Annotated in this window: 27 protein-coding genes and 1 tRNA gene; 12 read left to right on the top strand and 16 right to left on the bottom strand. The window is 64.4% G+C overall.

Annotated features, from left to right (window positions below):
• Positions 1 to 19 precede the first annotated feature (19 nt).
• Entirely contained in the window at positions 20 to 1855 is a 1836-nt protein-coding gene (locus FNJ84_RS17100) for a hypothetical protein (protein ID WP_221932005.1), read from the bottom strand.
• A gap of 387 nt (positions 1856 to 2242) precedes the next feature.
• Here FNJ84_RS17100 and FNJ84_RS17095 point away from each other — a divergent pair, with 387 nt between their 5' ends.
• Positions 2243 to 3397 carry a dipeptidase gene (locus FNJ84_RS17095; protein ID WP_143794541.1) on the top strand — a complete coding sequence of 385 codons (1155 nt, stop codon included), beginning with the start codon at positions 2243 to 2245 and terminating at the stop codon, positions 3395 to 3397.
• Positions 3398 to 3462: 65 nt separating this feature from the next.
• On the opposite strand, the gene FNJ84_RS17090 is transcribed toward FNJ84_RS17095, so the two are convergent.
• Genes FNJ84_RS17090 through FNJ84_RS17075 form a run of 4 tightly spaced genes read right to left on the bottom strand, consistent with a single transcriptional unit; the run spans position 3463 to position 5694 of the window.
• Positions 3463 to 3903 carry an NUDIX domain-containing protein gene (locus FNJ84_RS17090; protein WP_143794540.1) on the bottom strand — a complete coding sequence of 147 codons (441 nt, stop codon included), beginning with the start codon at positions 3901 to 3903 and terminating at the stop codon, positions 3463 to 3465.
• Positions 3904 to 3905: 2 nt separating this feature from the next.
• The gene (locus FNJ84_RS17085) at positions 3906 to 4943 is read right to left on the bottom strand and encodes a 5-(carboxyamino)imidazole ribonucleotide synthase (protein WP_143794515.1); all 1038 of its coding nucleotides are present in this window, start codon (positions 4941 to 4943) and stop codon (positions 3906 to 3908) included.
• Positions 4936 to 5421, bottom strand: coding sequence for a 5-(carboxyamino)imidazole ribonucleotide mutase (gene purE, locus FNJ84_RS17080; protein ID WP_143794514.1), 486 nt, complete (start codon positions 5419 to 5421; stop codon positions 4936 to 4938). The genes FNJ84_RS17085 and purE overlap by 8 nt, the downstream gene beginning before the upstream one ends.
• 54 nt (positions 5422 to 5475) lie before the next feature.
• Entirely contained in the window at positions 5476 to 5694 is a 219-nt protein-coding gene (locus FNJ84_RS17075) for a YdcH family protein (protein WP_143794513.1), read from the bottom strand.
• A gap of 178 nt (positions 5695 to 5872) precedes the next feature.
• On the opposite strand from FNJ84_RS17075, the gene FNJ84_RS17070 reads away from it, so the two are divergent.
• Both FNJ84_RS17070 and FNJ84_RS17065 read left to right on the top strand, forming a co-directional pair.
• Positions 5873 to 6283 (top strand): Hsp20 family protein, encoded by a 411-nt coding sequence (locus FNJ84_RS17070; protein WP_143794512.1) that lies wholly within the window; start codon positions 5873 to 5875, stop codon positions 6281 to 6283.
• Between the two features lie 14 nt (positions 6284 to 6297).
• Positions 6298 to 6522 (top strand): DUF1150 family protein, encoded by a 225-nt coding sequence (locus FNJ84_RS17065; RefSeq protein ID WP_143794511.1) that lies wholly within the window; start codon positions 6298 to 6300, stop codon positions 6520 to 6522.
• A gap of 95 nt (positions 6523 to 6617) precedes the next feature.
• Here FNJ84_RS17065 and FNJ84_RS17060 read toward each other — a convergent pair whose 3' ends face one another.
• From FNJ84_RS17060 to FNJ84_RS17045, 4 genes are read right to left on the bottom strand one after another with little or no spacing between them, the layout of a single operon-like run.
• Positions 6618 to 7118 (bottom strand): GNAT family N-acetyltransferase, encoded by a 501-nt coding sequence (locus FNJ84_RS17060; protein WP_255471265.1) that lies wholly within the window; start codon positions 7116 to 7118, stop codon positions 6618 to 6620.
• 53 nt (positions 7119 to 7171) lie between these two features.
• The gene (locus FNJ84_RS17055) at positions 7172 to 7993 is read right to left on the bottom strand and encodes a PD40 domain-containing protein (protein ID WP_143794509.1); all 822 of its coding nucleotides are present in this window, start codon (positions 7991 to 7993) and stop codon (positions 7172 to 7174) included.
• Between the two features lie 6 nt (positions 7994 to 7999).
• On the bottom strand, positions 8000 to 8902 hold the full coding sequence (locus tag FNJ84_RS17050) for a glycosyltransferase family 2 protein (RefSeq protein ID WP_185968579.1): 903 nt from the start codon (positions 8900 to 8902) through the stop codon (positions 8000 to 8002).
• A 28-nt stretch (positions 8903 to 8930) separates the two neighbouring features.
• Complete coding sequence (locus FNJ84_RS17045; RefSeq protein ID WP_143794508.1) at positions 8931 to 10640, bottom strand: bifunctional sulfate adenylyltransferase/adenylylsulfate kinase; 1710 nt, start codon at positions 10638 to 10640, stop codon at positions 8931 to 8933.
• Between the two features lie 227 nt (positions 10641 to 10867).
• Here FNJ84_RS17045 and FNJ84_RS17040 point away from each other — a divergent pair, with 227 nt between their 5' ends.
• The 3 genes from FNJ84_RS17040 to FNJ84_RS17035 are packed head-to-tail and all read left to right on the top strand — an operon-like array spanning position 10868 to position 11736.
• Positions 10868 to 11086: a hypothetical protein gene (locus FNJ84_RS17040; protein WP_143794507.1), complete on the top strand. Its 219-nt coding sequence runs from the start codon at positions 10868 to 10870 to the stop codon at positions 11084 to 11086.
• A 9-nt stretch (positions 11087 to 11095) separates the two neighbouring features.
• On the top strand, positions 11096 to 11320 hold the full coding sequence (locus tag FNJ84_RS22430) for a LysR family transcriptional regulator (RefSeq protein ID WP_255471264.1): 225 nt from the start codon (positions 11096 to 11098) through the stop codon (positions 11318 to 11320).
• Positions 11320 to 11736, top strand: a complete 417-nt coding sequence (locus tag FNJ84_RS17035) for a LysR substrate-binding domain-containing protein (protein ID WP_255471263.1) — start codon at positions 11320 to 11322, stop codon at positions 11734 to 11736. Before FNJ84_RS22430 ends, FNJ84_RS17035 begins: the two co-directional genes overlap by 1 nt.
• Here the strand turns inward: FNJ84_RS17035 and purN are convergent.
• The 5 genes from purN to FNJ84_RS17010 all read right to left on the bottom strand — a co-directional run bounded on the left by purN (position 11733) and on the right by FNJ84_RS17010 (position 15295).
• Positions 11733 to 12317 carry a phosphoribosylglycinamide formyltransferase gene (gene purN / locus FNJ84_RS17030; RefSeq protein ID WP_143794506.1) on the bottom strand — a complete coding sequence of 195 codons (585 nt, stop codon included), beginning with the start codon at positions 12315 to 12317 and terminating at the stop codon, positions 11733 to 11735. The genes FNJ84_RS17035 and purN overlap by 4 nt on opposite strands.
• Positions 12314 to 13360 (bottom strand): phosphoribosylformylglycinamidine cyclo-ligase, encoded by a 1047-nt coding sequence (gene purM, locus FNJ84_RS17025; protein WP_143794505.1) that lies wholly within the window; start codon positions 13358 to 13360, stop codon positions 12314 to 12316. The genes purN and purM overlap by 4 nt, the downstream gene beginning before the upstream one ends.
• Before the next feature lie 80 nt (positions 13361 to 13440).
• A tRNA-Ile gene (locus FNJ84_RS17020) sits at positions 13441 to 13517 on the bottom strand.
• 62 nt (positions 13518 to 13579) lie between these two features.
• Positions 13580 to 14752, bottom strand: a complete 1173-nt coding sequence (locus tag FNJ84_RS17015) for a homoserine O-acetyltransferase (RefSeq protein ID WP_143794504.1) — start codon at positions 14750 to 14752, stop codon at positions 13580 to 13582.
• A 117-nt stretch (positions 14753 to 14869) separates the two neighbouring features.
• Entirely contained in the window at positions 14870 to 15295 is a 426-nt protein-coding gene (locus tag FNJ84_RS17010; RefSeq protein WP_143794503.1) for a Fur family transcriptional regulator, read from the bottom strand.
• Between the two features lie 103 nt (positions 15296 to 15398).
• On the opposite strand from FNJ84_RS17010, the gene FNJ84_RS17005 reads away from it, so the two are divergent.
• The 4 genes from FNJ84_RS17005 to FNJ84_RS16990 all read left to right on the top strand — a co-directional run bounded on the left by FNJ84_RS17005 (position 15399) and on the right by FNJ84_RS16990 (position 18961).
• On the top strand, positions 15399 to 16301 hold the full coding sequence (locus FNJ84_RS17005; RefSeq protein ID WP_143794502.1) for a metal ABC transporter substrate-binding protein: 903 nt from the start codon (positions 15399 to 15401) through the stop codon (positions 16299 to 16301).
• On the top strand, positions 16298 to 17146 hold the full coding sequence (locus FNJ84_RS17000; protein ID WP_143794501.1) for a manganese/iron ABC transporter ATP-binding protein: 849 nt from the start codon (positions 16298 to 16300) through the stop codon (positions 17144 to 17146). Before FNJ84_RS17005 ends, FNJ84_RS17000 begins: the two co-directional genes overlap by 4 nt.
• Before the next feature lie 79 nt (positions 17147 to 17225).
• The gene (locus tag FNJ84_RS16995; RefSeq protein ID WP_185968578.1) at positions 17226 to 18092 is read left to right on the top strand and encodes a metal ABC transporter permease; all 867 of its coding nucleotides are present in this window, start codon (positions 17226 to 17228) and stop codon (positions 18090 to 18092) included.
• Complete coding sequence (locus FNJ84_RS16990) at positions 18089 to 18961, top strand: metal ABC transporter permease (protein WP_143794500.1); 873 nt, start codon at positions 18089 to 18091, stop codon at positions 18959 to 18961. Before FNJ84_RS16995 ends, FNJ84_RS16990 begins: the two co-directional genes overlap by 4 nt.
• On the opposite strand, the gene FNJ84_RS16985 is transcribed toward FNJ84_RS16990, so the two are convergent.
• Positions 18958 to 20655: an amidohydrolase family protein gene (locus tag FNJ84_RS16985; protein WP_143794499.1), complete on the bottom strand. Its 1698-nt coding sequence runs from the start codon at positions 20653 to 20655 to the stop codon at positions 18958 to 18960. The genes FNJ84_RS16990 and FNJ84_RS16985 overlap by 4 nt on opposite strands.
• Positions 20656 to 20696: 41 nt before the next feature.
• Positions 20697 to 22334, bottom strand: a complete 1638-nt coding sequence (locus tag FNJ84_RS16980) for a GMC family oxidoreductase (RefSeq protein WP_143794498.1) — start codon at positions 22332 to 22334, stop codon at positions 20697 to 20699.
• 210 nt (positions 22335 to 22544) lie between these two features.
• Here FNJ84_RS16980 and FNJ84_RS16975 point away from each other — a divergent pair, with 210 nt between their 5' ends.
• Positions 22545 to 22829 (top strand): virulence factor, encoded by a 285-nt coding sequence (locus tag FNJ84_RS16975; RefSeq protein WP_143794497.1) that lies wholly within the window; start codon positions 22545 to 22547, stop codon positions 22827 to 22829.
• A 13-nt stretch (positions 22830 to 22842) separates the two neighbouring features.
• The gene (locus FNJ84_RS16970; protein WP_143794496.1) at positions 22843 to 23724 is read left to right on the top strand and encodes a methylenetetrahydrofolate reductase; all 882 of its coding nucleotides are present in this window, start codon (positions 22843 to 22845) and stop codon (positions 23722 to 23724) included.
• The last annotated feature ends 7 nt before the right edge of the window (positions 23725 to 23731 follow it).

The raw sequence follows: 23731 nt of genomic DNA, 5'->3' as shown, positions 1-23731 counted from the left end.
GACGCCTTTGACTTGAACATCAGTATTTTTCCCAGGGCGGTGCGCTATCGGTGATCGTGGCAACCGTCGGCTCCAGGATCACATAGCGCGCGCCATCGGCGCTGCTTTCACGGGGATCCTTCCATTTATCGCTGCCGATCTCGGCCTTGCCAACGGTTTGCTCAAGCTCGGTCTTGCTGGTGATCTCGGCATTCCCACGTTCCCGCTTTGGTGGCTTGCGGCTGGTCGAGGTCGTGACATTCATGCTGGCATAACCGCGCGCACTGGCAATCAGCCCCTCGAAGTAATAGCGGGTCAACCGCTTGGAATCGCCAATCTTCCATTCCCAGTTCCAGCCGGTATGCAGTGACCCGGCCGCGCCGGCCTCGGCCGAGACTAACCAGACCTCGGCCTCGACATGCAGCGATATCTGTGCCTGGCCCCGGATCTTGACGTGACCGGTAAATTCTTGTTCGCCGCCATCATTCTCATAGTGGCTTTGGCCATTGGCAACGTAAACCCAGGTGAACGGCGTCTTGCAGGCGAATTTCAACTGCCCCTCGGTGCTCAGCGTCACAGCGGCCTGCAAATCGGCATTCACGGCATTCGACGTGTCAGCCGCCTCGGCACGCACCTTTTGCACAAGACGTGCACCGGCGGGCGACAACAGGGCCTGCGCAGCAACGTCGATGAAGTCGATTGTCCCCGACACCGTCAGCGTGGCCGAAATATCGAAGCCTGCGAGCCGCATCAGCAGGTCAGGCGTGGCTTCCTTCTCTTCAAGCTTCAATGCATCGACATTCAGCTTGATCACCAGCTGCAACAAGACGCCCGACGCATGCGAGGTCAGGCTGCGCCGTGCGGCCGGGTCGGCCGAGCTCATCGACAGGTAGCTGGAGAAATTCCCCAAAATCGAGGAAATCGTACCGACCAGACCCGGTGCCTGACGCCGGCCCCGCGCCTTTTCGTGGTTCTTGTTCCCGGATTTTCGTTCATTCGATTGCGTCAGCGTAAACGAGCCATATTTGCCGGTCAGCTTGCTTTTGAAGTCGGTCGTGAACGAGCCGCCGCTGGTATGCAGGCCCGCTTCCAGGTTGAACTCGCCCTCGCCGTTCAACTCGAATTGCGGCCAGGCGGTGACATTCAACTGCTTGCTCATCTCGGGCGTGCGGACACACATTCTTGGGATCACACCCAGAAACCCATCACCGTTCCAGTCCGAGGACGAGGCAAAGGCCATGTCGATGATCGCCAGCGCAATCAGGAAGTTCTGCGGAATGATCTCGGGGGCCAGATCGGCGGCGGCCACCAGCGTGCTCATCGACTGCGGGACGACAACGCCGATCTCGGTTTCGGCGCGGGCGACATCGACCTGTGCGGAATCGCGCTGCATATAGGCGAATCCCGGCGTTTTGGCCTTGCCGACCTGACAATCCTTGCCCTCGCCCTTCAGCTTGACCTTTGCCTGCAACTGGGTGCCGACAACGTCCTTGGCGATGACATACAACCGCGACTTCGCCTCGGCGCCAGCGGCCACCGGCCATTCGATCTTGCGCGACGGTTCATCGGCATCAATGATCGCGCCGCCGGTCAGACAACAGGGCTCGCCGGTCTGGCAGGCAGGGCAATAGGCGGCAAACTCGGCATCCATCGCGCCGTCACCATCGGCATCGGCAGCAGGCGGAATCGGCGATCGCGTCAGCGGCGCATTGCCGTTCTTCAGATAATCCTGATATTCCCGCTGCACCGTCGCTTCACGCAGGGATTGGCTGACGCCGTCACTACCGGCATGGTTGCGCAACGTGTTCTGCAACTCGCGAGAGGTCTGCAACCCGTTGCTGAACCTTTCGGGATGCTGTTCGACCAGAAACGCCAAGTCTTCGGCCGTCGGCGCATAATTTCCCATAAACTCACCACAAGATCTTAAACGGATGTGTAAACGAACTGTTCGTTCAATTGATACAGATCGGGTCAGGATGCAACCAGTTAGGCGCATTCACACGAACGGTTTTGCAGCCTGTCACCATTGTGCCCTGCCTGCCGGACAGCGGCGGCCATGAACGCTTGCGGCCAGGGATGCAATCAACACCGGCCAGGGCTGGGCGCCCCCGCGCAATGCGGCTTCAACCACCTGTCATCATCCCAAAATACTTGCACGCGGCAGGTCCACAACCGCCCTGCGCCATGCCACAGTGCTGTCATGCGCGTCAGCGTATATGTGTGACGATAAAGCCTGGGGGATGTCGTGCTGCGAAAACTGCTGATGGGGGTGATCGGGTTGGCGGCGATTGCCGTGATGGCGGTGCTGATCTGGGGGCCGGCCTATGTCGAACGGCAGCTGAACCCGCTGACCACTCCGGCCGGGGGCTGGCCGGTCTCGGCCGAGGCGCAGGTGCTGCATGACCGCCTGGTCATCGGGGACTGGCATGCCGATCCGCTGCTGTGGGAACGTAACCTGCTGGAACGCGGCAATCGCGGCCATACCGATATCCCGCGACTGGCCGAGGGCAATGTCGCGGTGCAGGTCTTCACCACCGTCACGAAAAGCCCGCGCGGCCAGAATTACAGCGAAAACAGCGCCGAAGCGCCCGACAACATCACCCCGCTGTTCATTGGCCAGCTGCGGCCGGTCCGGTCCTGGTTCAGCCTGAAGGAACGCGCGCTGGTTCAGGCCGAGGCCCTGCGCGACATGGCCGAGGCCGCACCCGACCGGCTGACGCTGATCCTGACCCGCGCCGACCTGCAAGCCGTGCTCGAAGCGCGCATCTCGGGCCAGCCGGTCCTTGGCGCGATCCTGGGCAGCGAGGGCGGACATCCGCTGGAAGGTGACATCACCAATCTCGACCAGCTTTTCGACGCCGGGTTCCGGCTGATGGGGCTCACGCATTTCTTCGACAATGAACTGGGCGGCAGCCTGCATGGTCAGGGCGATCTGGGCATCACCGATTTCGGCCGTCAGGTTGTCGGGCGGATGATGCAGACGGGCATGATCATCGACCTGGCACATGCCAGTCCGCAATTGATCCGCGACGTGCTGGCGATCGAGGGAACGCGCCCCATTGTCTCGCATACCGGCATCAATGGCCATTGCCAAACCCCGCGCAATCTTCCCGATGACCTGATGCGCGCCATCGCCGCCAAGGGCGGGCTGGTCGGCATCGGCTACTGGCAGGATGTCGTCTGCGGCCGCAGCCCCGCCGATATCGCCGGCAGCATCTCGGCCGCCATTGCCCTGCTGGGCGAGGATCACGTCGCGCTCGGCTCGGATTACGATGGCTCGGTCGACGCGCCCTTTGACACGGCCGGGCTCGCCGCCCTGACCCAGGCCCTGCTGGACCGCGACCTGACCGAGGATCAGATCGCCAAGGTCATGGGCGGCAACATGATGCGCTATCTGGCCGAGACCCTGCCAGAATAACCCATCAGCCGTGTCCAAATATCCTGGGGGGTGAGGAGCGTTCAGCGACGAGGGGGCGAAGCCCCCTAGCCGACGATGCGTTCCAGCGGGTCATAGATGGCGGCGGCATCGCCCCAGACGGCCTGGGCCAGGCTGTCCGGCTTGTGCCGCAAGCCCGACAATTCATCGCGCGTGACCCAACGAAAGCGGTTCACCACCCCTTCGGGATCGGCAAGGCGGATCGCGCCATCCGTCGCCAGCCCGGCGCGGAAAAACAGATCGACCTGATGAAAACCGCTGTCGGGATCGTGGAATTCGTTGACCAGGAAGGGCGCGCCGACGCGGATGACAAGCCCGGTTTCCTCGGCGACCTCGCGCATCAGGTTCTGCGGCAGCGACTGCCCCGGCTCGACGCCGCCGCCGGGCAGCGCCCAAAGATCGCTTTGGCGTCCCGGATAGGCATTCACGATCAGCAGCCGATCATCCTGCAAGATCGCCGCGCGAACGGCCAGACGCGGCCGTGCCAGCCTCACCGCGTGATCCGGTTCACATGGCCCATCTTGCGGCCAGCCCTTGCCTCGCCCTTGCCGTAAAGATGAACCTGCACATCCGGCGCGCGCAGCAGATCGGGCAAACGGGCCAGATCATCGCCGATCAGATTTTCCATCACCACATCGGCATAGCGCTTGCCATCGCCCAGGGGCAGGCCCGCCACGGCGCGGATATGCTGCTCGAACTGGTCCACCGCACAGCCGGCCTGGGTCCAGTGGCCCGAATTATGCACCCGAGGCGCAATCTCGTTGACAACCAGCCCCTGGGGCGTGACGAACAACTCGACCCCCATCACGCCGACATAATCCAGCGCCGCCGCAATCCGCGCGGCGATCAGCACCGCATCGGTGGTCACCCGCCCAGGCAGCCCACAAGGCACGGTCGTGCTGCGCAGAATGCCACCCTGATGCACATTCAGCCCCGGATCAAAAGCCGCGACCTGCCCATCCATCCCGCGCGCCACGATCACGCTGATCTCGGCGGTGAAATCGACAAAACCCTCCAGCACCGAGGGCGCGCCGGTCCATTCCGCAACGGCCGCATCCGCGATCCGCACCTGCCCCTTGCCGTCATAGCCAAGCCGCCGCGTTTTCAGGATCGAGGGCGCGCCGATACCGGCCAGCGCCCCGGCCAGCGCGGCTTGATCGGGGACATCGGCAAAGGGCGCGGTCGTCAGCCCGATCTCGTTCAGAAAGGTCTTTTCGGTCAGCCGGTCCTGCGACACGGCCAACGCACGCCGGTTCGGGCGGATCGGGACGATGCTCTCGATCAAATCCAGCGCCGAGGTCGGCACGTTCTCGAATTCATAGGTGACGACATCGACCGACTCGGCGAATGCACGCAGCGCCGCCTCGTCCTCGTAGGGGGCATTGGTCAGCCGATAGGCGACGTCGGCAGCCGGCGCCGCGCAGGGTTCATAGATATGGCAGCGCAGGCCAAGACGGCTGGCCGCGGCCGACAACATGCGACCCAGCTGCCCCCCGCCGAGAATGCCGATGATGCGAACATCACTCATCGCGCGGCTCGTGGGGAATGCTGGCCGACAAGGCCGCGCGCCAGCCGTCCAGCCGCTCGGCAAGCACCGGATCCGCGATCGCCAGAATACCGGCCGCCATCAACCCTGCATTGGCCGCGCCGGCCGTACCGATGGCCATGGTCGCGACGGGATAGCCCTTGGGCATCTGCAAGATGGAATACAGCGAATCGACCCCCGACAGCGCCTTAGTCTGCACCGGCACGCCAATCACCGGCACACGGGTCTTGGACGCCATCATCCCCGGCAGATGCGCCGCCCCGCCGGCGCCCGCAATGATGACCTTCAGCCCCCGTTCCACCGCCGTCTTGCCATAATCCCACAGCCGGTCGGGCGTGCGATGGGCGCTGACGATACGGGCCTCATAGCCGATGCCCAACTCGTCAAGGATGGTGGCGGCCTCGCGCATGGTGGGCCAGTCGGACTGGCTGCCCATGATGATTCCAACGGGTTTTTCCATCTTGCTCCCTTTGGCTGACGGCCTCGCCATAGCGCGCGGCCGCGGCTTTCGCAATCAGGCGATGATGTCCGGGGTCAACTCGTCTTCCAGCCGCGCGATGCGATCCTTCAGGGCAAGCTTCTGCTTTTTCAGCCGTTGCAGGGTCAGCGAGGATGACAGGTTCTGTCCCGCCAGGGCCGCGATCGCCTCGTCGAGATCGCGATGTTCGCGTTTCAGCACCTCCAGCCGGGCGCGGGTGATCTCTTCATGCGACATTTCGTGGTGGCTGTTCATCGGAACCGTTTCTTGCTGCCTGCCGAAATCGGGCAGACCGTTATAGCGCGCAAATCCTGCCCTGTTAACAGAATCTTCGCGCCCTTGCGCATATGCTGGGGACCACACATATTGATTGGGCTGGCGGCTGCATTGCGGGGCCGGCGACAAACAGTCGCTTCGCTTGAAAGGGCTGAGGATGAGCAAGATTTCCCTGGGGACGCATCCCTATCTGCTGGGCTTCGACCAGTTGGAACGGCTGGCAGAACGGGCCGCCAAGGGGGCCGAGGGCTATCCGCCCTATAACATCGAACATTTCGCCCCCGACGGGTTCCGAATCACGCTGGCGGTGGCCGGTTTCGGCGATGATGACCTGACGATCACCATCGAGGATCGGCAATTGGTCATTCGCGGCCGTCAGACCGAGGATGATGGCGAGCGGGTGTTTCTGCACCGTGGAATCGCCGCCCGCGCCTTTCAGCGCAGCTTCGTTCTTGCCGATGGCGTCGATGTGACCGAGGCACGTCTTGAAAACGGGCTGCTGAATATCGACCTTAGACGGGTGCAGCCGCAACAGGTGGTGCAAACCATTCCGATCAGCCGCAAATAATGGGGATCAGAGCAATGAATACGAAATACGAATTTGGCGATGACACGCAGAACACGGTCTATATCCGCCGTGTCGAGATGGACAGCCTGCCCGACGAGGTCCGCGAACAGGCCGAGGGGCTGGACAGTCTTTATGCCGTGCATGGCATGGATGGCGAGCGTTTGGCGCTGGTCAAGGATCGCAAGCTGGCCTTTTTCCTGGCCCGCCAGAACGATCTGGAACCTGTCAGCGTTCACTGAACGGCGCTTGGGGCCAAGGAATTGCGGGGCGGTGCGACCGGGCAGGTCGGCCGCCCTTTTGCATGGTCAGGCCGCGGGCAATGGCCGCAGGACCGCTATCGGCAATGACCTTGCTGCGACGGCCTCAACGGCAAGGCCATATCCCACCGATCAAGCCCCGGCCCGAAACCATCGGCTGTAATCCTTGTGACGGCAAACCCGAAACGCTGATAAAAGCCGCCGCTGTGCTGGCTGATTTGCAGGGTCAGCACAGCGATATTCGGGATTGTCCGCGCCTGCGCCAGCCGGGCCAGCATCAGCCGCTTGCCCAGGCCCTGCCGGTGAAGGCTGCGGTCAACCATCCCCCAGGCCAGCGCCGCCCGCCGCTTTGCCGTTTCCACGAACAGCCCGCCACAGGCGATCACCACCCCCCGTCGCACCAGCACCAGATAGGGTCGTTGATCGACGGCATTGGCGCTGCCCAGAAACGCGCGGAACTCGTCCCTTTCCTCGGCTGCGAAAAAGACCGGAAGATTGCTGTCGAAAATCGCCAGACAGGCAGCAAGATCAGCGGGATCGTAGGACCGGGACAAAATGTCATTCATCGGGGTTCTCATGGCCTTTCGGTCCTGATGGTCTGGTGGCGCCTGCCCGGCCTTGATCGGCCGCCCTATTCCGGGGCGCCGATTGGCGCGTAACGCATGAACGCAAAGGCACGGCCGTCCGGCGCCCAGCATGGCACATTGATGCTGCCCTGTCCGCCGAACAGCCGCACCACCGGATGCCTGGCGCCACCATCGCAATCCATCAGCCACAGCCCCACATCCAGATCACGGGGATGGCCGATGGTGCCCGGCGGATAGGCCAGATACAGCACATGCCGCCCGTCGGGCGAAGGATGGGGAAACCAGTTCACGTTCTCGTCGCGGAAAACCGGCGCGGCATCGCCGCCATCGACGCGCATGCGCCAGATCTGCGCATGGCCGGTCGCGTCGGAATTGAACCAGATATGCCGGCCATCGGCGGAAAAATCCGGCCCGTCATGATGGGCGCGGCCGGGCGTCAACAGCCGCTCGGCACCGCTGGCCAGATCCATCACCGCGATCCGCACCACGCGGTCGCCGCCCCTGGCGCAGGCATAGGTGATCTGCCCGCCATATGCGCCATGCCACCAGCTTGGCCGGGGCAGATCCAATGCCGGCGCGCCATCGGCGGTCAGCAGGTGAATGCCGGCCCCCTGTTCGTTGTGGCAGGAAAAAATGACCCGCCCATCGGGCAGAAATCCGTGATCATTGTTGCAGCGATCCAGCCCGAACGTATCCACCAGCCGCAGCCCGTCGCCATCGGCCCGCCACAGCCGCCCCTCGCCATTGACAAGAAACCAGCCGTCCGGGTGCCAGTTGGGTGCCTCGATCAGCCGGTCGCTGCGCAGGACGATCCGCGTCTCGCCGGTGGTCAGGTCGTGGATTTCCAGCGACGAGCGCCAGCCCATGTGCCGCTAACCGCCCTGTCGCCCGTCGCGGCCGCGCAGCCACAAGGCCCGCATCGAGCCCATCGGATTCGGCCCCAGCCAATCCGGCTGCGGCTGTCGCGCGGCAGGCCAGATCCCATAACTGTCCCGAAAGTGGTCGATGGCGGCCAGATCGGCGGCGATCCGATCCTGACCCATATGTGTCCCGCGCACCAGCGAGGTATCGGCGGTTCCGTCACGCTCGCGCTGCTTGGCGGCGCCGGCCATCAGCCAGATCGGCACGCCCATGCGTTCCAGATGACCCGACAGCCAGGGGTCATCGACCGATCGCAGCCGCGCCGGAATGTCGAAAACAGCCGCATCGAAGAACTCGGGGCGCACCATCACCCCGCCCCAGCCCGACAGCATGTCGACATAACCCGATGCGGCATAATTGCCCGGTCGCCACAGCCCCGCCGTCAACAGCCGGCCCAAGCGATATCCAAGGCCCTTGCCACGCCGCCTTGCCCGCGGCAGGCGCGCGGCCGGGCGGCTGGCCGGGTCGATATCGGGCAGGTTCTCGCCCGCCTCGACGATGGCTTCGCCGGGACGGCGGGCGCGCTCGGCCTTGAAGCGGCGGTGCCAGTCGCGGTCATACAGCTTGTCATCATCGCAAAACAGAATGTCGACCGACTGCCCGGCAAGATCACGCAGCGCCGGCAAGACCTTGCTGGCCGGGCCGTCATCGGTATCGCTGCGAAAGATGGTGACGCCCTGCGGCACCTCGGGCAGCCCACCATCCCAGTCTGGAAAGCGGGCATAGGCCCTGGGGATATGCAGGCGGATATCATCCGCCGGCAGTGATTGTTCAAGCAAGGCCCGCAGGGTCTGCGTCAGCTCGCCAAAGCGGGGGGGAATCGCCGTCAGCGTGATGATCGTCGGATCAGCCATGTCCCCCACACCCTGCGCCGATGGGCGATCAGCGCAGGCCGATCAACCCCATGTTTTCCAGCGTCAGCAGAACCTGATGCGCGGCATTGTCAACGTCGATCTCGGTGGTGTCGACCCGCAGTTCAGGCTTTTGCGGTTCTTCATAAGGGTCCGAAATCCCGGTGAATTCCTTGATCTTGCCTTCGCGGGCCAGTTTATACAGGCCCTTGCGGTCGCGGCGTTCGCATTCTTCAACCGGGGTCGAGACATGCACCTCGCAAAAGGCGCCATATTGCTCGACCATTTCACGCACGGCGCGGCGGGTGGCGGTATAGGGCGCGATGGGCGCACAGATGGCGATGCCGCCGTTCTTGGTGATTTCCGAAGCGACATAGCCGATGCGCTTGATGTTGATGTCACGGTGTTCCTTGCTGAAACCCAGTTCAGAGGACAGATGCTTGCGCACCACGTCACCATCCAGCAGCGTGACGGGACGGCCGCCCATCTCCATCAGCTTGACCATCAGCGCGTTGGCGACGGTCGATTTGCCCGAACCCGACAGGCCGGTGAAGAACACCGTGAAGCCCTGGTTGGCGCGCGGGGGCGAGTTGCGGCGCAATTCGCGCACGACCTCGGGGAAGCTGAACCATTCGGGGATTTCCAGCCCCTCGCGCAGACGGCGGCGCAACTCGGTGCCGCTGATGTTCAGGACGGTCACGCCTTCCTCGATCTCGTCGGCAGGTTCGTATTGGGCGCGTTCCTGCACATAGACCATATGCTTGAAATCGACCATTTTCACGCCGATCTCGTCCTCGTGCTTGCGGAACAGTTCCTGCGCATCATAGGGGCCATAGAAATCGACGCCGGCGCTGTTCTTGCCAGGGCCGGCATGATCGCGGCCAACGATGAAATGTGTGGCACCGTGGTTGCGGCGGATAATGCCGTGCCAGACCGCCTCGCGCGGGCCGGCCATGCGCATCGCCAGATTCAGCAAGCTTAGCGAGGTCGTGGCGGCCGGGTATTTATCCAGCACCGCCTCATAGCAGCGGACGCGGGTGAAGTGGTCGACATCGCCCGGCTTGGTCATGCCGACGACCGGATGGATCAGCAGGTTGGCCTGAGCCTCGCGCGCCGCGCGGAAGGTCAGTTCCTGATGGGCGCGGTGCAGCGGGTTGCGGGTCTGGAAGACCACGACCTTGCGCCAGCCCAGTTTCTTGAACTGCGCGCGCAGTTCGTTCGGCGTATTGCGACGACCGCGGAAATCGTAATGCGTCGGCGCTTGCAGGCCCTTGACCGGGCCGCCCAGATAGACCGGGCCGGCGGCATTGTGCAGATAGTTGACGGCCGGGTGGGCCAGATCATCGGCACCAAAGACCTGTTCGGCCTCATGCGCCTTGTTGGGCACCCACTTGTCGGTGACCGACATGATCGCCAGAATCACGCCTTCCTGATCGCGCAGGGCAATATCGGTGCCCGGCTCCAGCCCTTCGGCGAATTTCTCGCTGACATCCAGATTAATCGGCATCGGCCACAGGCTGCCGTCGCTGAGGCGCATGTCATTGACGACGCCGTTGTAATCGGCCTCGGTCAGAAAGCCCTTCAGCGGATAGAAACCGCCATTCATCAGCAGTTCCAGATCGCAGATCTGACGCGGGGTCAGATCCCAGCTGGGCATGTTGCCTGCCTCGTCCTTCAGGGCAGAGGCGGCCTCGGGCGAGACGTAGAGTTCGGGGATCGGGGTCTGATTGGCTTCGGTCATGATAACGCTCGGAAGAACTTGCATACGGGGATTGCGCGCCAAACGGCACGGTGCTGCGTGGGGCCTATACCCGTCCTGCCCGACAATCAACCAAGCACGGCGCAAATCCGCCGGCAATTGCTGCAATGCAGCATTGTCCGACCGGAATGCCTGTGTCCTTTACCCGCCATCGGACAGAACCGCATCCCGACCGCAAAACACCCAGGCGGCATTCATTTGCACAGCACATGGGTTTGCAGAACAAGATTTTTTTGTTGAGGCCGCGGCAGCGGAAGGTCGTCCAACTCGTGACGGCTCATGCGGATGATTTCGGGATGATCCAGCAGGTCGCGGATCTGCGCTTGCGGGGCAAGGCGGTGAAGTCAGCGGCTGAAGATGTTTCCATGATCTTAATATATCTGCGAAATCATCCCGCATATTTTGCGATTATTCAGCGTCTATTTTAGATAACCTAAATGAACTCGCTGAACCGAATTTCGCTGTCAGGTTTGCGTGCGATCGAGGCCGTGGCCCGGCTTGGCACGCTGACCGCCGCAGCCGACGAGTTGGGCGTGACCTCGGGCGCGTTGAGCCAGCGTATCACCAGGACCGAGGCGCAACTTGGCCGCCCGGTCTTTGATCGCAGCGGTCAGGCCCTGCGCCCGACCCAGTTGGGCCGGGGCTGCGGCAGGACCGGCTGATGCAACAGCAGTTCCTTCCGGTCTGCGCACCGACGCTTGCGCCCGCGCTGAACAGCGTCACCGATCTGGCGCGGCTGCCGGTGATCCGGGAAAATGCGCAATTGGCAGGCTGGTCGGAATGGCTGGCGCCCCACGGGCTGACACCGGCCATGCTGTCTGACGGGCCAGAGCTGGCCGATGGCGGCTTGTGCCTGAATGCGGCCATGTCGGGCCAGGGCGTATTCATGGCCTGGGCGATTATTGCCGCCGATGCATTGGCGCAGGGCACATTGGTGCGCCCCCTGCCCGGCCATGCGGTCACCAATGATTTCCATTGGCTGGTCACGGCACCTGAATCGCATCGCAAGCCGGCCATCGGCAAGTTTCGCGACTGGCTGCGGGCGGAACTGTCCGCCTCGCTTGGCACTGGCGTCTAAAGTATCACCGGCGTCCGATCGCCAGCAGCAAAGCGCCGCAGCACCGCCGGATACAGGCGATGTTCCTGCACCAGCACCCGCGCGGCCAGCGTATCGGCTGTATCGCCCACCAGCACCGGCACCCGCGCCTGCCCCAGAATCGGGCCGGCATCCAGATCGGCCGTCACCTCATGCACAGTTGCGCCGGCCTGGGTATCGCCGGCCTCGATGGCGCGGGCATGGGTGTGAAGGCCTGGGTATTTGGGCAAGAGAGACGGGTGGATGTTCAGCATCCGCCCGTCAAAGCGGCGCACGAAATCCGGCGTCAGGATGCGCATGAACCCGGCCAGGCAGATGATGTCGGGCTGTACTTCCAGCAAGGGTTCCAGCAGCGCGGCCTCGAACGCGGCGCGGCTGGCATGGGCGCGATGGTCGATGGCAAAGGTCGCGATTCCCCGACCGGCCGCCTTGGCCAGCCCGCCCGCCGCCGGATCGTTCGACCCGACCAGAACCGCGCGGGCGGGATGATCGCCATCCATGCTGTCCAGCAGCCGCACCATGTTCGAGCCGCCGCCGGAAATCAGGATGGCGACTCGCTTCACGAAAGGCTGCCGCTGTAGCGCACGCCCTGCCCCGCGACGACGCGACCAAGCCGGTGAACCGTCTCGCCCTCGGCTGTCAGCAGCGCGGTCAGCGCATCGGCGCGGTCGGCGGCGACCGACAGGATCATGCCGATGCCGCTGTTGAAGGTCTTCAGCATCTCGGCTTCAGAGATACCGCCGGACTTGCGCAGCCAGTCAAAGACCGGAGGCAGCGTCCAGGCATTCAGGTCGATCTCGGCGCCAAGATCCTTGGGCAGCACGCGCGGCAGGTTCTCGGTGATGCCGCCGCCGGTGATATGGGCCGCCGCATGCACGCCACCGGCGCGAACCGCCGCCAGAACCGGTTTGACGTAAAGCCGCGTCGGTACCAGCAGCGCCCGGCCAAGCGTGCCGGGGCCGAAGGGCGAGGGCGATTCCCAATCCATCCCCGCCGCCTCGGCCACGTGGCGGACCAGCGAGAAGCCGTTGGAATGCACCCCGTCCGAGGCCAGGCCCAGCAGCACATCGCCCGCCACGACGCCCGAGGGCAGCGCCGTGCCGCGTTCCATCGCGCCTACGGCAAAGCCCGCCAGATCGAAATCACCCTTGGCATACATGCCGGGCATTTCCGCCGTCTCACCGCCGATCAGCGCGCAGCCAGAGCCGGCGCAACCCGCCGCAATGCCCTCGATCACGCGGGCGGCCTCATCGACGGACAGCTTGCCCGTGGCGAAATAGTCAAGGAAGAACAGCGGCTCGGCGCCCTGACAGACCAGATCGTTGACGCACATGGCGACCAGGTCGATGCCCACACCATCCAGATGCCCGGTATCAATGGCGATGCGCAGCTTGGTGCCGACGCCGTCGGTCGCGGCGACCAGAACGGGATCGGTGAAGCCCGCCGCGCGCGGATCGAACAGCGCGCCAAAGCCGCCCAGGCCCTCCATCACGCCCGAGCGCTGCGTTTTCGCCGCCGCCGGCTTGATGCGTTCGACCAGTGCATTACCTGCGTCGATATCGACCCCTGCCTCGGCATAGGTCAGACCATTGGGATTGTCGCTCATCTCGCCGCCCTCGCTTGGATGGCGTCCCCATAGCGGAAGCCGCAGGGCGGGGCAACGGATCAGCGCGGGATCGGTGAAAATGGTAGGCCCGGAGGGACTTGAACCCCCAACCAAGGCGTTATGAGCGCCCTGCTCTGACCAATTGAGCTACAGGCCCCCAATGATCCGCATCGTCCTAGAACCTGCGCCACGCCTGGTCAAGCGCGGCGCTGGGCTGTTTCAGTCCGCCTCAAGAAAGGCGCGGATGCGGTCCCCTGCCTGGGCGATGTTCAGCACGCCATCCAGATGGCCGCGCGTGCCCTGCAATTCCACGATCTCGACCGGCGTGCCGTCGGATTTGATGATTGCCCCGGTCTCGCGCACGGCATCGCCGGGAAAGACCAGATCCTCGTCGGTATGGATCAGCATCACCGGCACGTTGATGTCCAGCAGGCCCTGATACAGGTTCTCGCCCTCGTTCCCGGCCACGAACAGCTGGTTCGCCTTGACGAGATACAGGAAGTGATTGGCGTCCGACAGGCCGGCCCGCGCCGCGCCCGCCTTGTTCAGCGTATCGACCACGGCAAATTCATTGTCCCAGCTGGCGGCCGGGTCGGCGCCCTCGGCCGCCCATGTCCGGCCAAAGCTGCCATTCGTCCATTCGGCCGAATTGGCATGCAGCGTCACGATCTTCAGCGCATCAGCAAGCCCGGCATTGGGCGGCTCGCCCCCGTAATAGTCGCCACCGTTCCAGTTCGGGTCCAGCCGGATGGGCGAGGCCCAGATGTCCAGCCAGGCGATCAGGTCGGCATCGGCCCAGCCCGAGGCGATGACCGGCACGACCCGCCCCAGCAGATCGGGATGGCGCGCGGCCCATTCATAGCTTTGCACGCCCCCCATCGAGGCCCCCATGACCGCGTGCCATTTCGGAATGCCAAGCTGTTCCATCAACCCTTTCTGCGTCTCGACGAAATCGCCCATGGTCAGGATCGGAAAATCCATGCCCCACGGCTTACCCGTGGCCGGGTTGATGCTGGCCGGGCCGGTGGTGATGACATTGGGATCATTCGCGCCCAGATTCACCGGGCTGTCGACCGAGACAACGAACCACTTGTCGGTGTCGATGGCCCGACCCGACCCGATGATCGCATCCCAGTAACCCGGCGCTTCATCGCTTTCGGCATATTTCCCTGCCGCATGGCTGTTGCCGCTGAAGAAATGCGGGATCAGGATGGCGTTGTCCCTGGCCTCGTTCAGCGTGCCATAGGTTTCATAGCCAAGCCGCATCTCGGGGATGGTTTCGCCACCCTCGGTCACGAAATCGGCCAGGGTGAATTCCTGCTTTTCGACCAGCGGCTCATAGGCCAGTGCGGGTGTGGCCAGCATCATCCCGAATACGAGTGCATATCTCATCCTGATCCCCCTGGGGTTGTTTACCCTGGCATGGAACAGTTCGGGACGGAAACTGTCCACCCCCAGGCGCGATCCGCGCACCGCTCGCTGGAAATCTACGCGATCACGCCCGGATCATCAGCCGTTGCCGCGCCGGCGGACATACAACTCCAGCCGGTGATGGACGATCTCATATCCCATCTCGGCGGCGATCTCGGCCTGAAGACGCTCGATCCGGTCATTGGTGAACTCGATCACCGCGCCGGTATCGACATCAATCATATGGTCATGATGTTGCTGATCGGCCGGTTCCCACCGGGCGGGTTCGCCCCGAAATTCCAGCTTCTCGATCACGCCCTGCGCCTGAAGCGTCGTCAGCGTGCGATAAACCGTGGCCAGCGAGACAGCCACACCCGCATCCCTGGCCCGCAAATGCAGCTCGGTCGCGTCAGGATGGTCGTCACAGGCCGCAAGCACCCGCAACAGCGCAGACCGCTGCCGGGTGATGCGAACGCCGGCCTCGCGCAATGCGGCCTCCAGCTGTCGGGCACGGTCCTTGGTCATGCCCCCTCTTGCCCCATCGCGACATCAGTTGCAACTGGGCCATCAGTTGCGACCCAATCGCAACTGTTGACAGTTGAGAATCATTCGCAGATACCTGTGAATCATGATCCAAGCGCTTACCCGAACCCTGATCCGTTCCACTTTGCCGTTCCTGCTGGCGGCGTCCTTTGCCCTTCCCGCGCAAGCCGAGCGGTTGAAGATCGCCACCACCTTCACCATCATCGCGGATATGGCGCGCAATGTTGCGGGCGGATTGGCGGATGTTGAATCAATCACCCGACCGGGGGCTGACATCCACAATTACCAGCCCACGGCAGGCGACATGATCCGCAGCTCGGGCGCGGATCTGATTCTGGCCAATGGCATGAACCTTGAGGCCTGGTTCCAGCAGTTCACCGCGAAACTGGGCGATGTTCCGGTGGTCGTGGTCAGCGAGGGCGTCAAGCCAATCGCCATCACGGGCGGCGATTATGACGGCCGCCCCAATCCCCATGCCTGGATGGCGCTGGACAGCGCACTGATCTATATCGACAATATCGCCGGTGCGCTGGCCACGGCCGATCCGGCCAATGCCACGGCCTACCTGGCCAATGCGGCCCGCTACAAGCAACGGATCGAGGGCACCATCGGCCCGTTGCGCGACGCCGCGCGCGCCTTGCCCCCGGACCGCCGCTGGCTGGTCACATCCGAGGGCGCATTTTCCTATCTCGCCCGCGATTTCGGCCTGAACGAGCTGTTCCTTTGGCCGATCAATGCAGATGGCCAGGGCACGCCCCAGCAGATCCGCCGGGTGATCGACACGATGCACAAGGATGCCATCCCGGTGATCTTCTCGGAATCCACCATATCCGACCGGCCGGCCCGTGCCATCGCGGCGGAAACCGACGCCCGTTATGGTGGCCAGCTTTACGTCGACAGCCTGTCAGAATCCGATGGCCCGGTGCCCTCTTATCTGGACCTGCTGCGCGTCACCACCGAAACCATCCTGACCGAGCTTGCAATATGACCGATGGCATCACCGTCACCGACCTGACCGTCACCTATCGCAACGGCCATACGGCCCTGCGCGATGCCAGCCTGACCGCGCCGAAAGGCTCGATCACGGCGCTGGTCGGGGTCAACGGCGCGGGCAAATCAACACTGTTCAAGGCGCTGATGGGGTTTATCCCGGCGGCGCGTGGCCGCATCACGGTGCTGGATCAAAGCGTTGAACAGGCTCTGGCCCGCAACCTGATCGCCTATGTTCCGCAGGCGGAAGAGGTCGACTGGTCCTTTCCCGTCCTCGTCGAGGATGTCGTGATGATGGGGCGCTATGGCCATATGGGCTTTCTGCGCCGCGCCCGTCCGGCCGACCTCCAGGCCGTCTCCGATGCCCTGTCCCGCGTGGGCATGGCCGAATTCCGCCACCGCCAGATCGGCGAATTGTCAGGCGGCCAGAAAAAGCGCGTCTTTCTGGCCCGCGCGCTGGCGCAGGAGGGCCGCGTCATCCTGCTGGACGAGCCCTTCACCGGCGTTGACGTCAAAACCGAGGAAACCATCATCACCCTTCTGCGCGAGATGCGCGACGAGGGGCGGGTGATCCTTGTCTCGACCCACGACCTTGGCTCGGTTCCCGAATATTGTGACCGGGTGGTGCTGGTGAAGGGCACCGTTCTGGCCTCGGGTCCGGTGGAAACAACCTTCACCCCCGAAAACCTGAAACGCGCCTTTGGCGGCGTCTTGCGCCATTTCGTCCTTGGCGGCCCGGCCCTGCATGACGACCCCGACGCCCGCGCCGTCGATGTCTTCAGCGATGATGAACGCCCGCTGATCTTCTATGACGACCGCCACCGCACCACCGACGGCATATGACCATGACGCAGACCGGTTCTTCTTCACGCAAATATCCCACGGGGGTGCGGGGGTGTGAAACCCCCGCATGGCGCCTGCCATGATCGACACGCTGCTGATCCCTTTCCGCTATGACTTCATGGCCAACGCCATCTGGGTCTCGGCCCTTGTCGGCGGCGTCTGCGCCTTCCTCTCGGCCTATCTGATGCTGAAAGGCTGGAGCCTGATCGGCGACGCCCTTTCGCATTCCATCGTTCCCGGCGTCGCCGGTGCCTATATGCTGGGCCTGCCCTTCGCGCTTGGGGCGTTCCTGTCTGGCGGGCTGGCGGCGCTGACCATGCTGTTTCTGAACACCCGCACGGGCCTGCGCGAGGATGCGATCATCGGGCTGATCTTCACCGGCTTCTTCGGGCTGGGGCTGTTCATGATCTCGCTTGATCCGATTGCGGTGGATATCCAGCGCATCACCATGGGCAATATCCTGGCCATAACGCCCGAGGACGTGCGGCAACTGGCCATCATCGGCTTCGTCTCGCTGGCGATCCTGCTTATGAAATGGAAAGACCTGCTGGCGGTCTTCTTCGACGAAAGCCATGCCCGCACCATCGGGCTGCATCCCGGCCGGCTGCGGGTGATGTTCTTCACGCTGCTGGCCGCCAGCACGGTGGCCGCGATGCAGACGGTGGGCGCCTTCCTTGTGGTGGCGCTGGTGGTCACGCCCGGCGCCACGGCCTATCTGCTGACCGACCGCTTTCCGCGGCTGATCGCGCTGTCGGTGGCCATCGGCAGCATCACCTCGGGCGTGGGGGCCTATCTGTCCTTTTTCCTCGACGGTGCGACGGGGGGCATCATCGTGATGCTGCAAACGCTGATCTTCCTTGCGGCCTTCGTCTTTGCGCCCACCCATGGCACGCTGGCGGCCCGCCGCCGCGCCGCCCAGGCCCTGCGAGAAGGGGCGACCGAATGACCGAATGGCTGCTTGCACCCTTTCAATACGGCTTCATGCGCGAGGCCTTCACCATCGCCGCAATCATCGCCGTGCCGGCGGCGCTGCTGTCCTGCTTCCTCGTCCTCAAGGGATGGAGCCTGATGGGCGACGCCGTCAGCCATGCGGTCCTGCCGGGCGTGGTGCTGGCCTATATCCTTGGCGCGCCTCTGGTCGCGGGGGCCTTTGTCGCAGGGGTGCTTTGCGCACTTGCGGCGGGATTCTTGCAGGAAAACAGCCGGGTCAAGCAGGATACGGTCCTGGGCGTGGTCATGTCGGGCATGTTCGCGGCGGGGATGGTGCTTTATGTGGCGATCCCCTCGTCGATGGATCTGTATCACATCCTGTTCGGCAATATCTTCGGCGTCACCGAGGGGCAGATCATCCGCACCGCCATCATCGCCCTGCTGGTCAGCGCGGCCATCCTGACAAACTGGCGCGACCTCGCCCTGCACAGCTTTGATCCGGTGCAGGCGCGGGTCGTCGGCCTGCCGGTCCGCTGGCTGCATTACGGCCTTCTGGCCGCGATCTCGCTGACGGTGGTGGCGATGCTGTCGGCGGTGGGGATCATCCTTGCCGTCGGGCTGCTGATCGCGCCGGGCGCCATCGCCTTTCTGCTGACCCGGCGGATGCAGGCGATGCTGGCGGCCGCATCGGCGGTGTCGCTGTTTTCCTGCCTTGGCGGGGTCTGGATCAGCTTCTGGATCGACAGCGCCCCAGCACCCACCATCGTCATGGTCCTGACCGCGATCTTCGTCGCCGCCTTCATCTGGCGCCAGATCCGCAACCGCAGCGCGACACAAGGCGTCACCGCCACCGCAGAGGCAAAGCTGACAGCTGCGCCCCGCTAGGCGGCCGCGAACAGATCCCGCCAGACCGGATGGCGGCCGTGATGGCGTTGCAAGCGCCGGAATGACGCCCCGTCCGGCCGGTCCAGCCCCAGCCAGCGCAGCGCATTGCCGCCCATCATTGCGCGGGATTTCGTGCGGTCACCGCCAGCAAGTGCCGTGACAAAATCCCGCATCCCACCATGATAGGCGGTGTGATCAGGCTCTCGTGCGATCATGTGCCAGTCGCTGCCATACATCATCAGCCGCTCGGCCTGGGGAAAGCGCGCAAGAAAGGCGCGGCTGCGCGCCAGCAACTCACCCGTCCCGTCACGCGCGGCCTCGATCCAATAGCCTGTATCGAAGAACAGCTGCGCGCCGCTGGCCATCATCTCGCCCAGCTCGTCCTGCCAATGCTGTGGATTATGTGCGCCGAAGCCGCCGAAATGCGCCAGATTCACCCGCAGCGCCGGATGATCGGCCAGAACCGGCGCCCAGAGCCAGGGCGCCGAATAGGCCTCGGTCCCCGGCCCCGCGCCAAAGCTGTGCGAGGCATGGGTGGCAATGGGCACGTCCTGATCCTCGCACCAGCGATACAGCGCCGCCAAAGCCTGATCCAGCGCCCGGCGCGGTGGCGGGTCGCGACGCACGCGGTCGCTGGCATAGGCAAGGCTGATGGCGCTGTTATCATCCGGCCGGAACCCCATCGAGGGATAAAGCTTCACCCCCGCAAAGCCGTGATCCAGCACCGCACGCTGAACCTGCTGCAATACCGCCGGCCCCTCGATCGCCGCCCGCAGCGGACAGAAGGGCACGAAATTCAGCACCAGCACCTCGGGCTGGTTCCGGGACAATTGCTGGGCAAGACTGATCTGGTCGATCATTCTGCTTGTCTGGAACGGCTCGGCCGGTTGCAGCCACATCGCCATGTCGACGAGATAATTGCAAAAGATCCGCGCCTCGCGCGGCTTGCCATAAAGCGAAACCGCCCTGCCCCAGATATCGGCCCTGTCTTGCGTCATCAGCGTGGCCCATTGCAGCACGCCGGCAAGGTTCAGGCTTTGGGCGTCGACAGTCTTGCGATCCGGGTTCAGCAGCCCCGGTGCAAGCTGCTGGCCGATACTGGGCGCAGTCACCGCCCGGCGCGCCGCATTGCGGCTGATCGCGGGGCCGTCCCCGGTCCCGGATGCGGGAATGCCAGCGGCGGCCTGACCGACCGGCACACCGGCTGCCTTCGACATTTCCTCCAGCAGGATCAGATCGGGCTGCCGCAAAGGAATGGCAGAGCCTGCCGCAACGTCGCCGCCCGCCCGGACCGAGCGCCGTGCCACCATGGTTTGCGCCTGGGTGCGGGCCTGTCCGTAATAGTCGTCGATGGCGCGGGCCAGCAGCGCCTGGTCATCTACCGGGGCGGCGGGGCGCCGGTCGGCCAGTTCCTGCCCGGCCGTGCGCGTGCCCGCAAGCAGAAAGCCGACGATCAGATCCGCCAGCGGCTGCAACAGGCCGCCGGGCAGGCTGCCTGCCATGTCGCGAAACACGACCTGCAACAGAAATCCCCGTGCCGGGACATCGCGGCCGTTGAACAGATGCATATGTGCGTCCACCGCCGCATCGCCCAGATCGAACATGGCGGGGCGCGGGGGCTGGCCGAAACAGCCCGCCAGCCCCAGAACGCCGGATGACAGGGCGGTTGCGGTGAACAGTCGGCGGGTCAGCATCGCATTCTCCGGCAGGGACGGCAGCGGCAGGCTAACACGGGCTAGGCGGTCGTGACAGCACCGGTCTTTGCGTCCTCAAGGATCATCGCCGCCGCCTTTTCGCCGATCATCGTGGCCGGGGCATGGGTATTGCCCGACGGGATTGTCGGCATCACGCCCGCATCCGCGATGCGCAGCCCGGCAAGCCCGCGCAGCCGCAGCCGGGCATCGACCACCGCCATCGGATCATCGCCCATTCTCGTCGTGCCGACGGGGTGAAAAATCGTCGTGCCGACATCGCCTGCCGCACGTTCCAGTTCCTGCTGCGATTGCAGTTCCGCACCGGGCAGGGTCTCGACCGGGGCGAATGCCGCCATCCGCCGCGTGGCCATCAGCCGGCGCGCATGACGGATACAGTCGGCCGCCACCTCGCGATCGCCGGCGGTCGACAGATAGTTCGGCGCAATGACCGGCGCGTCATTGAAACCGGCGCTGCGGATATGGCTGCTGCCCCGGCTTTCGGGGCGCAGGTTGCAGACCGATACCGTCAGGCCCGGATAGGGGTGCAGCGGCTCGCCGAACTTGTCCAGCGACAGGGGCTGGACGTGATATTCGATATTCGCCGTCTCGAACCGATCGGATGAGCGCGCGAAAATCCCCAGTTGCGAGGGCGCCATCGCCATCGGTCCCGACCGCCGCCACGCATATTCCAGCGCGATCCCGGCCTTGCCCCACAGCGTCGCCGCCCGGTCGTTCAGCGTGCGGGCATTGCTGATGCGAAAAACGCTGCGCAATTGCAGATGGTCTTGCAGATTCTCGCCCACGCCGGGCAGGTCCAGCACCGGCGCGATGCCCATGGCCGACAGCCGCGCCGCATCCCCGATGCCCGACAGTTCCAGCAGCGCGGGCGAGTTGATCGCCCCCGCCGCCAGCACCACCTCGGCCGCTGCCCGAACGGCCAACCGTCTGCCACCCTGCCGAAAGATGACGCCAGTGACGCGGCCATCCTGAACCAGCAGCCGTTCTGCCTGGGCGCCGGTTTCGATCCGCAGATTGGGCCGGCCCCTTGCCGGATCCAGAAAAGCCTTGCGCGCGTTCCAGCGCAGACCGCGCCGCTGGTTCACCGGGAAATAGCCCACGCCCTCATTATCGCCATCGTTGAAATCGGGGCGCAGAGGCAGGCCCATTTCCTGCGCCGCCTCGACCACGGCATCGAGGATCGGCCAGTTCAGCCGCTGCTGTTCAACCCGCAATTCGCCCGTCGTGCCATGCACCTCGCTGGCCGCACCGAAATGCCGCTCGGACCGGCGAAAGAAGGGCAACACATCATCCCAGCCCCAGCCCGGATTGCCTGCCTGCCGCCAGCCGTCATAATCGGCCGCCTGACCGCGCATATAGATCATGCCGTTGATCGAGGAACAGCCGCCCAGCACCCGACCGCGCGGATAGTTCAGCGCGCGCCCGTTCAACCCGGCCTCGGGTTCGGTCCTGTAGCACCAGTCCACGGCTGGATTGCCCATCGAATACAGATAGCCCACCGGCACATGCACCCAAAAGCGGTTGTCGCTGCCCCCGGCCTCCAACAGCAGGACGCGGTGGCGCGGATCGGCCGACAGCCGGTTGGCCAGCACGCAGCCGGCGCTGCCTGCGCCGATGATGACGAAATCATGTTCGCCGAAATCGTGAAGATCTTCTGCCATGAACAGGACGCTAGCGGCGCCGCGGGACAGAGGCAACGCCCTGCTTCATGATGATCATGCAAAGGTTTCACGCCCCGACCCGTTGCGGGTCTGCATCACTTTCGCCATGAAGCGACGGGCGAGGTCGCAAATGGCCCGCGTGATGGTCGCAAGCGGATGATCAGCCGGTCCGCCACCGCCCTATTCACACCGGAAGAAGAGGAGCCCCGCATGTCCGGACTGACGCTTGTTTACTGGCGCGACATCCCTGCCCAGGTGACCCAGGGCAAGGGCCGCAACGCCACGCGCGTCATTCTGACCGAGCGTTTCGAACAGGCCATCGACCGCGCCGCGATGAAGGCCGGTCTGGCGGGCACCGACGACTACCTGAACCAGTGGCGCCGCGCCCCGGTAGAAGGAGACGACCCGCAGGCCGAAGCCGCCCGGCTAGAGGCCGAATACGACAAAGACCGTCTGAAGGCGATCATCGCCAATGACGGCTGGAACCCGGTTTGAAAAGGCTGCAAACATGTCGCTCATGCAATTTCGGACGCCCAAGGACAAAAGCTCGGCCCTGCCCGCCTTTCTGCAAGCGGCCTCGATCGAGGTAATGCCACGCACGGCCGAGAAGATTCCCTCGTTCGGGGATCTGCTGCCGGCGGGGACGCAGGTTTTCGTGGCCCATATCGACGGCACCGAACCGGCCGAGATGCAGGCCACCGTTGCCCGGCTGGCGCGCGAGGGCTTCGCCCCCGTCCCGCATATCCCCGCGCGCATCGTGCCCTCGGCTGCGGCCCTGGCCGACTGGGTTTCGGCCTATCGCGATGCGGGCGCCCGCCAGGCCCTGCTGCTGGGCGGCGGGCTGTCGGCGCCGCGTGGTGAATTTGCCGATTCGATGCAGATGCTGGACACGGGTGTGTTTGGCGATTTCGACCGTCTTTATGTGGCGGGCCATCCCGAGGGCAACCGCGACATCGACCCCGATGGCGGCGATGCGCAGGTGATGACGGCGCTGCGCTGGAAACGCGATTTCGCACGGCGGACCGATGCGCAGATGGCCATCGTCACGCAATTCTGCTTCGACGCCGCGCCGGTGATCGACTGGGTAAACCGGCTGCAATCGGTGGGCCTTGACCTGCCGATCCGCATTGGCGTCGCCGGCCCCGCCAAGCTGCAAACCATGCTGAAATTCGCCATCATGTGCGGCGTCGGCCCATCCCTGCGCGTGCTGCAACGCCGTGCCCGCGACGTGACCAAACTGCTGGTGCCCTATCAGCCCACCGACTTCATCACCGCCATCGCCCGCCACAAGGCGGCACATCCCGATTTCGCCATCGAGGCGGCGCATATCTTCCCGCTTGGCGGCATTACCGCATCGACCGACTGGCTTTCCCACGCGAAAGCCGCCTGACCTGAAA

Origin of the sequence: Paracoccus sp. M683 (assembly GCF_007096355.1) — a bacterium.
GTDB lineage: Bacteria > Pseudomonadota > Alphaproteobacteria > Rhodobacterales > Rhodobacteraceae > Paracoccus.
This window is presented reverse-complemented; position numbering and strand designations above follow the sequence as displayed.

Coding starts and splice junctions, on each gene's coding strand:
- FNJ84_RS16990 (WP_143794500.1), top strand. CDS start 18,089: ATGACCGAATGGCTGCTTGCACCCTTTCAATACGGCTTCATGCGCGAG.
- purM (WP_143794505.1), bottom strand. CDS start 13,360: ATGAGCGACAATCCCAATGGTCTGACCTATGCCGAGGCAGGGGTCGAT.
- FNJ84_RS17035 (WP_255471263.1), top strand. CDS start 11,320: ATGCAACAGCAGTTCCTTCCGGTCTGCGCACCGACGCTTGCGCCCGCG.
- FNJ84_RS16985 (WP_143794499.1), bottom strand. CDS start 20,655: ATGCTGACCCGCCGACTGTTCACCGCAACCGCCCTGTCATCCGGCGTT.
- FNJ84_RS17085 (WP_143794515.1), bottom strand. CDS start 4,943: ATGAGTGATGTTCGCATCATCGGCATTCTCGGCGGGGGGCAGCTGGGT.
- FNJ84_RS16970 (WP_143794496.1), top strand. CDS start 22,843: ATGTCGCTCATGCAATTTCGGACGCCCAAGGACAAAAGCTCGGCCCTG.
- FNJ84_RS17045 (WP_143794508.1), bottom strand. CDS start 10,640: ATGACCGAAGCCAATCAGACCCCGATCCCCGAACTCTACGTCTCGCCC.
- FNJ84_RS17005 (WP_143794502.1), top strand. CDS start 15,399: ATGATCCAAGCGCTTACCCGAACCCTGATCCGTTCCACTTTGCCGTTC.
- purE (WP_143794514.1), bottom strand. CDS start 5,421: ATGGAAAAACCCGTTGGAATCATCATGGGCAGCCAGTCCGACTGGCCC.
- FNJ84_RS16995 (WP_185968578.1), top strand. CDS start 17,226: ATGATCGACACGCTGCTGATCCCTTTCCGCTATGACTTCATGGCCAAC.
- FNJ84_RS17070 (WP_143794512.1), top strand. CDS start 5,873: ATGAGCAAGATTTCCCTGGGGACGCATCCCTATCTGCTGGGCTTCGAC.
- FNJ84_RS17055 (WP_143794509.1), bottom strand. CDS start 7,993: ATGGGCTGGCGCTCGTCGCTGGAAATCCACGACCTGACCACCGGCGAG.
- FNJ84_RS17015 (WP_143794504.1), bottom strand. CDS start 14,752: ATGAGATATGCACTCGTATTCGGGATGATGCTGGCCACACCCGCACTG.
- FNJ84_RS17095 (WP_143794541.1), top strand. CDS start 2,243: ATGGGGGTGATCGGGTTGGCGGCGATTGCCGTGATGGCGGTGCTGATC.
- FNJ84_RS16975 (WP_143794497.1), top strand. CDS start 22,545: ATGTCCGGACTGACGCTTGTTTACTGGCGCGACATCCCTGCCCAGGTG.
- FNJ84_RS17050 (WP_185968579.1), bottom strand. CDS start 8,902: ATGGCTGATCCGACGATCATCACGCTGACGGCGATTCCCCCCCGCTTT.
- FNJ84_RS17000 (WP_143794501.1), top strand. CDS start 16,298: ATGACCGATGGCATCACCGTCACCGACCTGACCGTCACCTATCGCAAC.
- FNJ84_RS17075 (WP_143794513.1), bottom strand. CDS start 5,694: ATGAACAGCCACCACGAAATGTCGCATGAAGAGATCACCCGCGCCCGG.
- FNJ84_RS17065 (WP_143794511.1), top strand. CDS start 6,298: ATGAATACGAAATACGAATTTGGCGATGACACGCAGAACACGGTCTAT.
- FNJ84_RS17060 (WP_255471265.1), bottom strand. CDS start 7,118: ATGAGAACCCCGATGAATGACATTTTGTCCCGGTCCTACGATCCCGCT.
- FNJ84_RS22430 (WP_255471264.1), top strand. CDS start 11,096: ATGAACTCGCTGAACCGAATTTCGCTGTCAGGTTTGCGTGCGATCGAG.
- FNJ84_RS17040 (WP_143794507.1), top strand. CDS start 10,868: ATGGGTTTGCAGAACAAGATTTTTTTGTTGAGGCCGCGGCAGCGGAAG.
- FNJ84_RS16980 (WP_143794498.1), bottom strand. CDS start 22,334: ATGGCAGAAGATCTTCACGATTTCGGCGAACATGATTTCGTCATCATC.
- FNJ84_RS17010 (WP_143794503.1), bottom strand. CDS start 15,295: ATGACCAAGGACCGTGCCCGACAGCTGGAGGCCGCATTGCGCGAGGCC.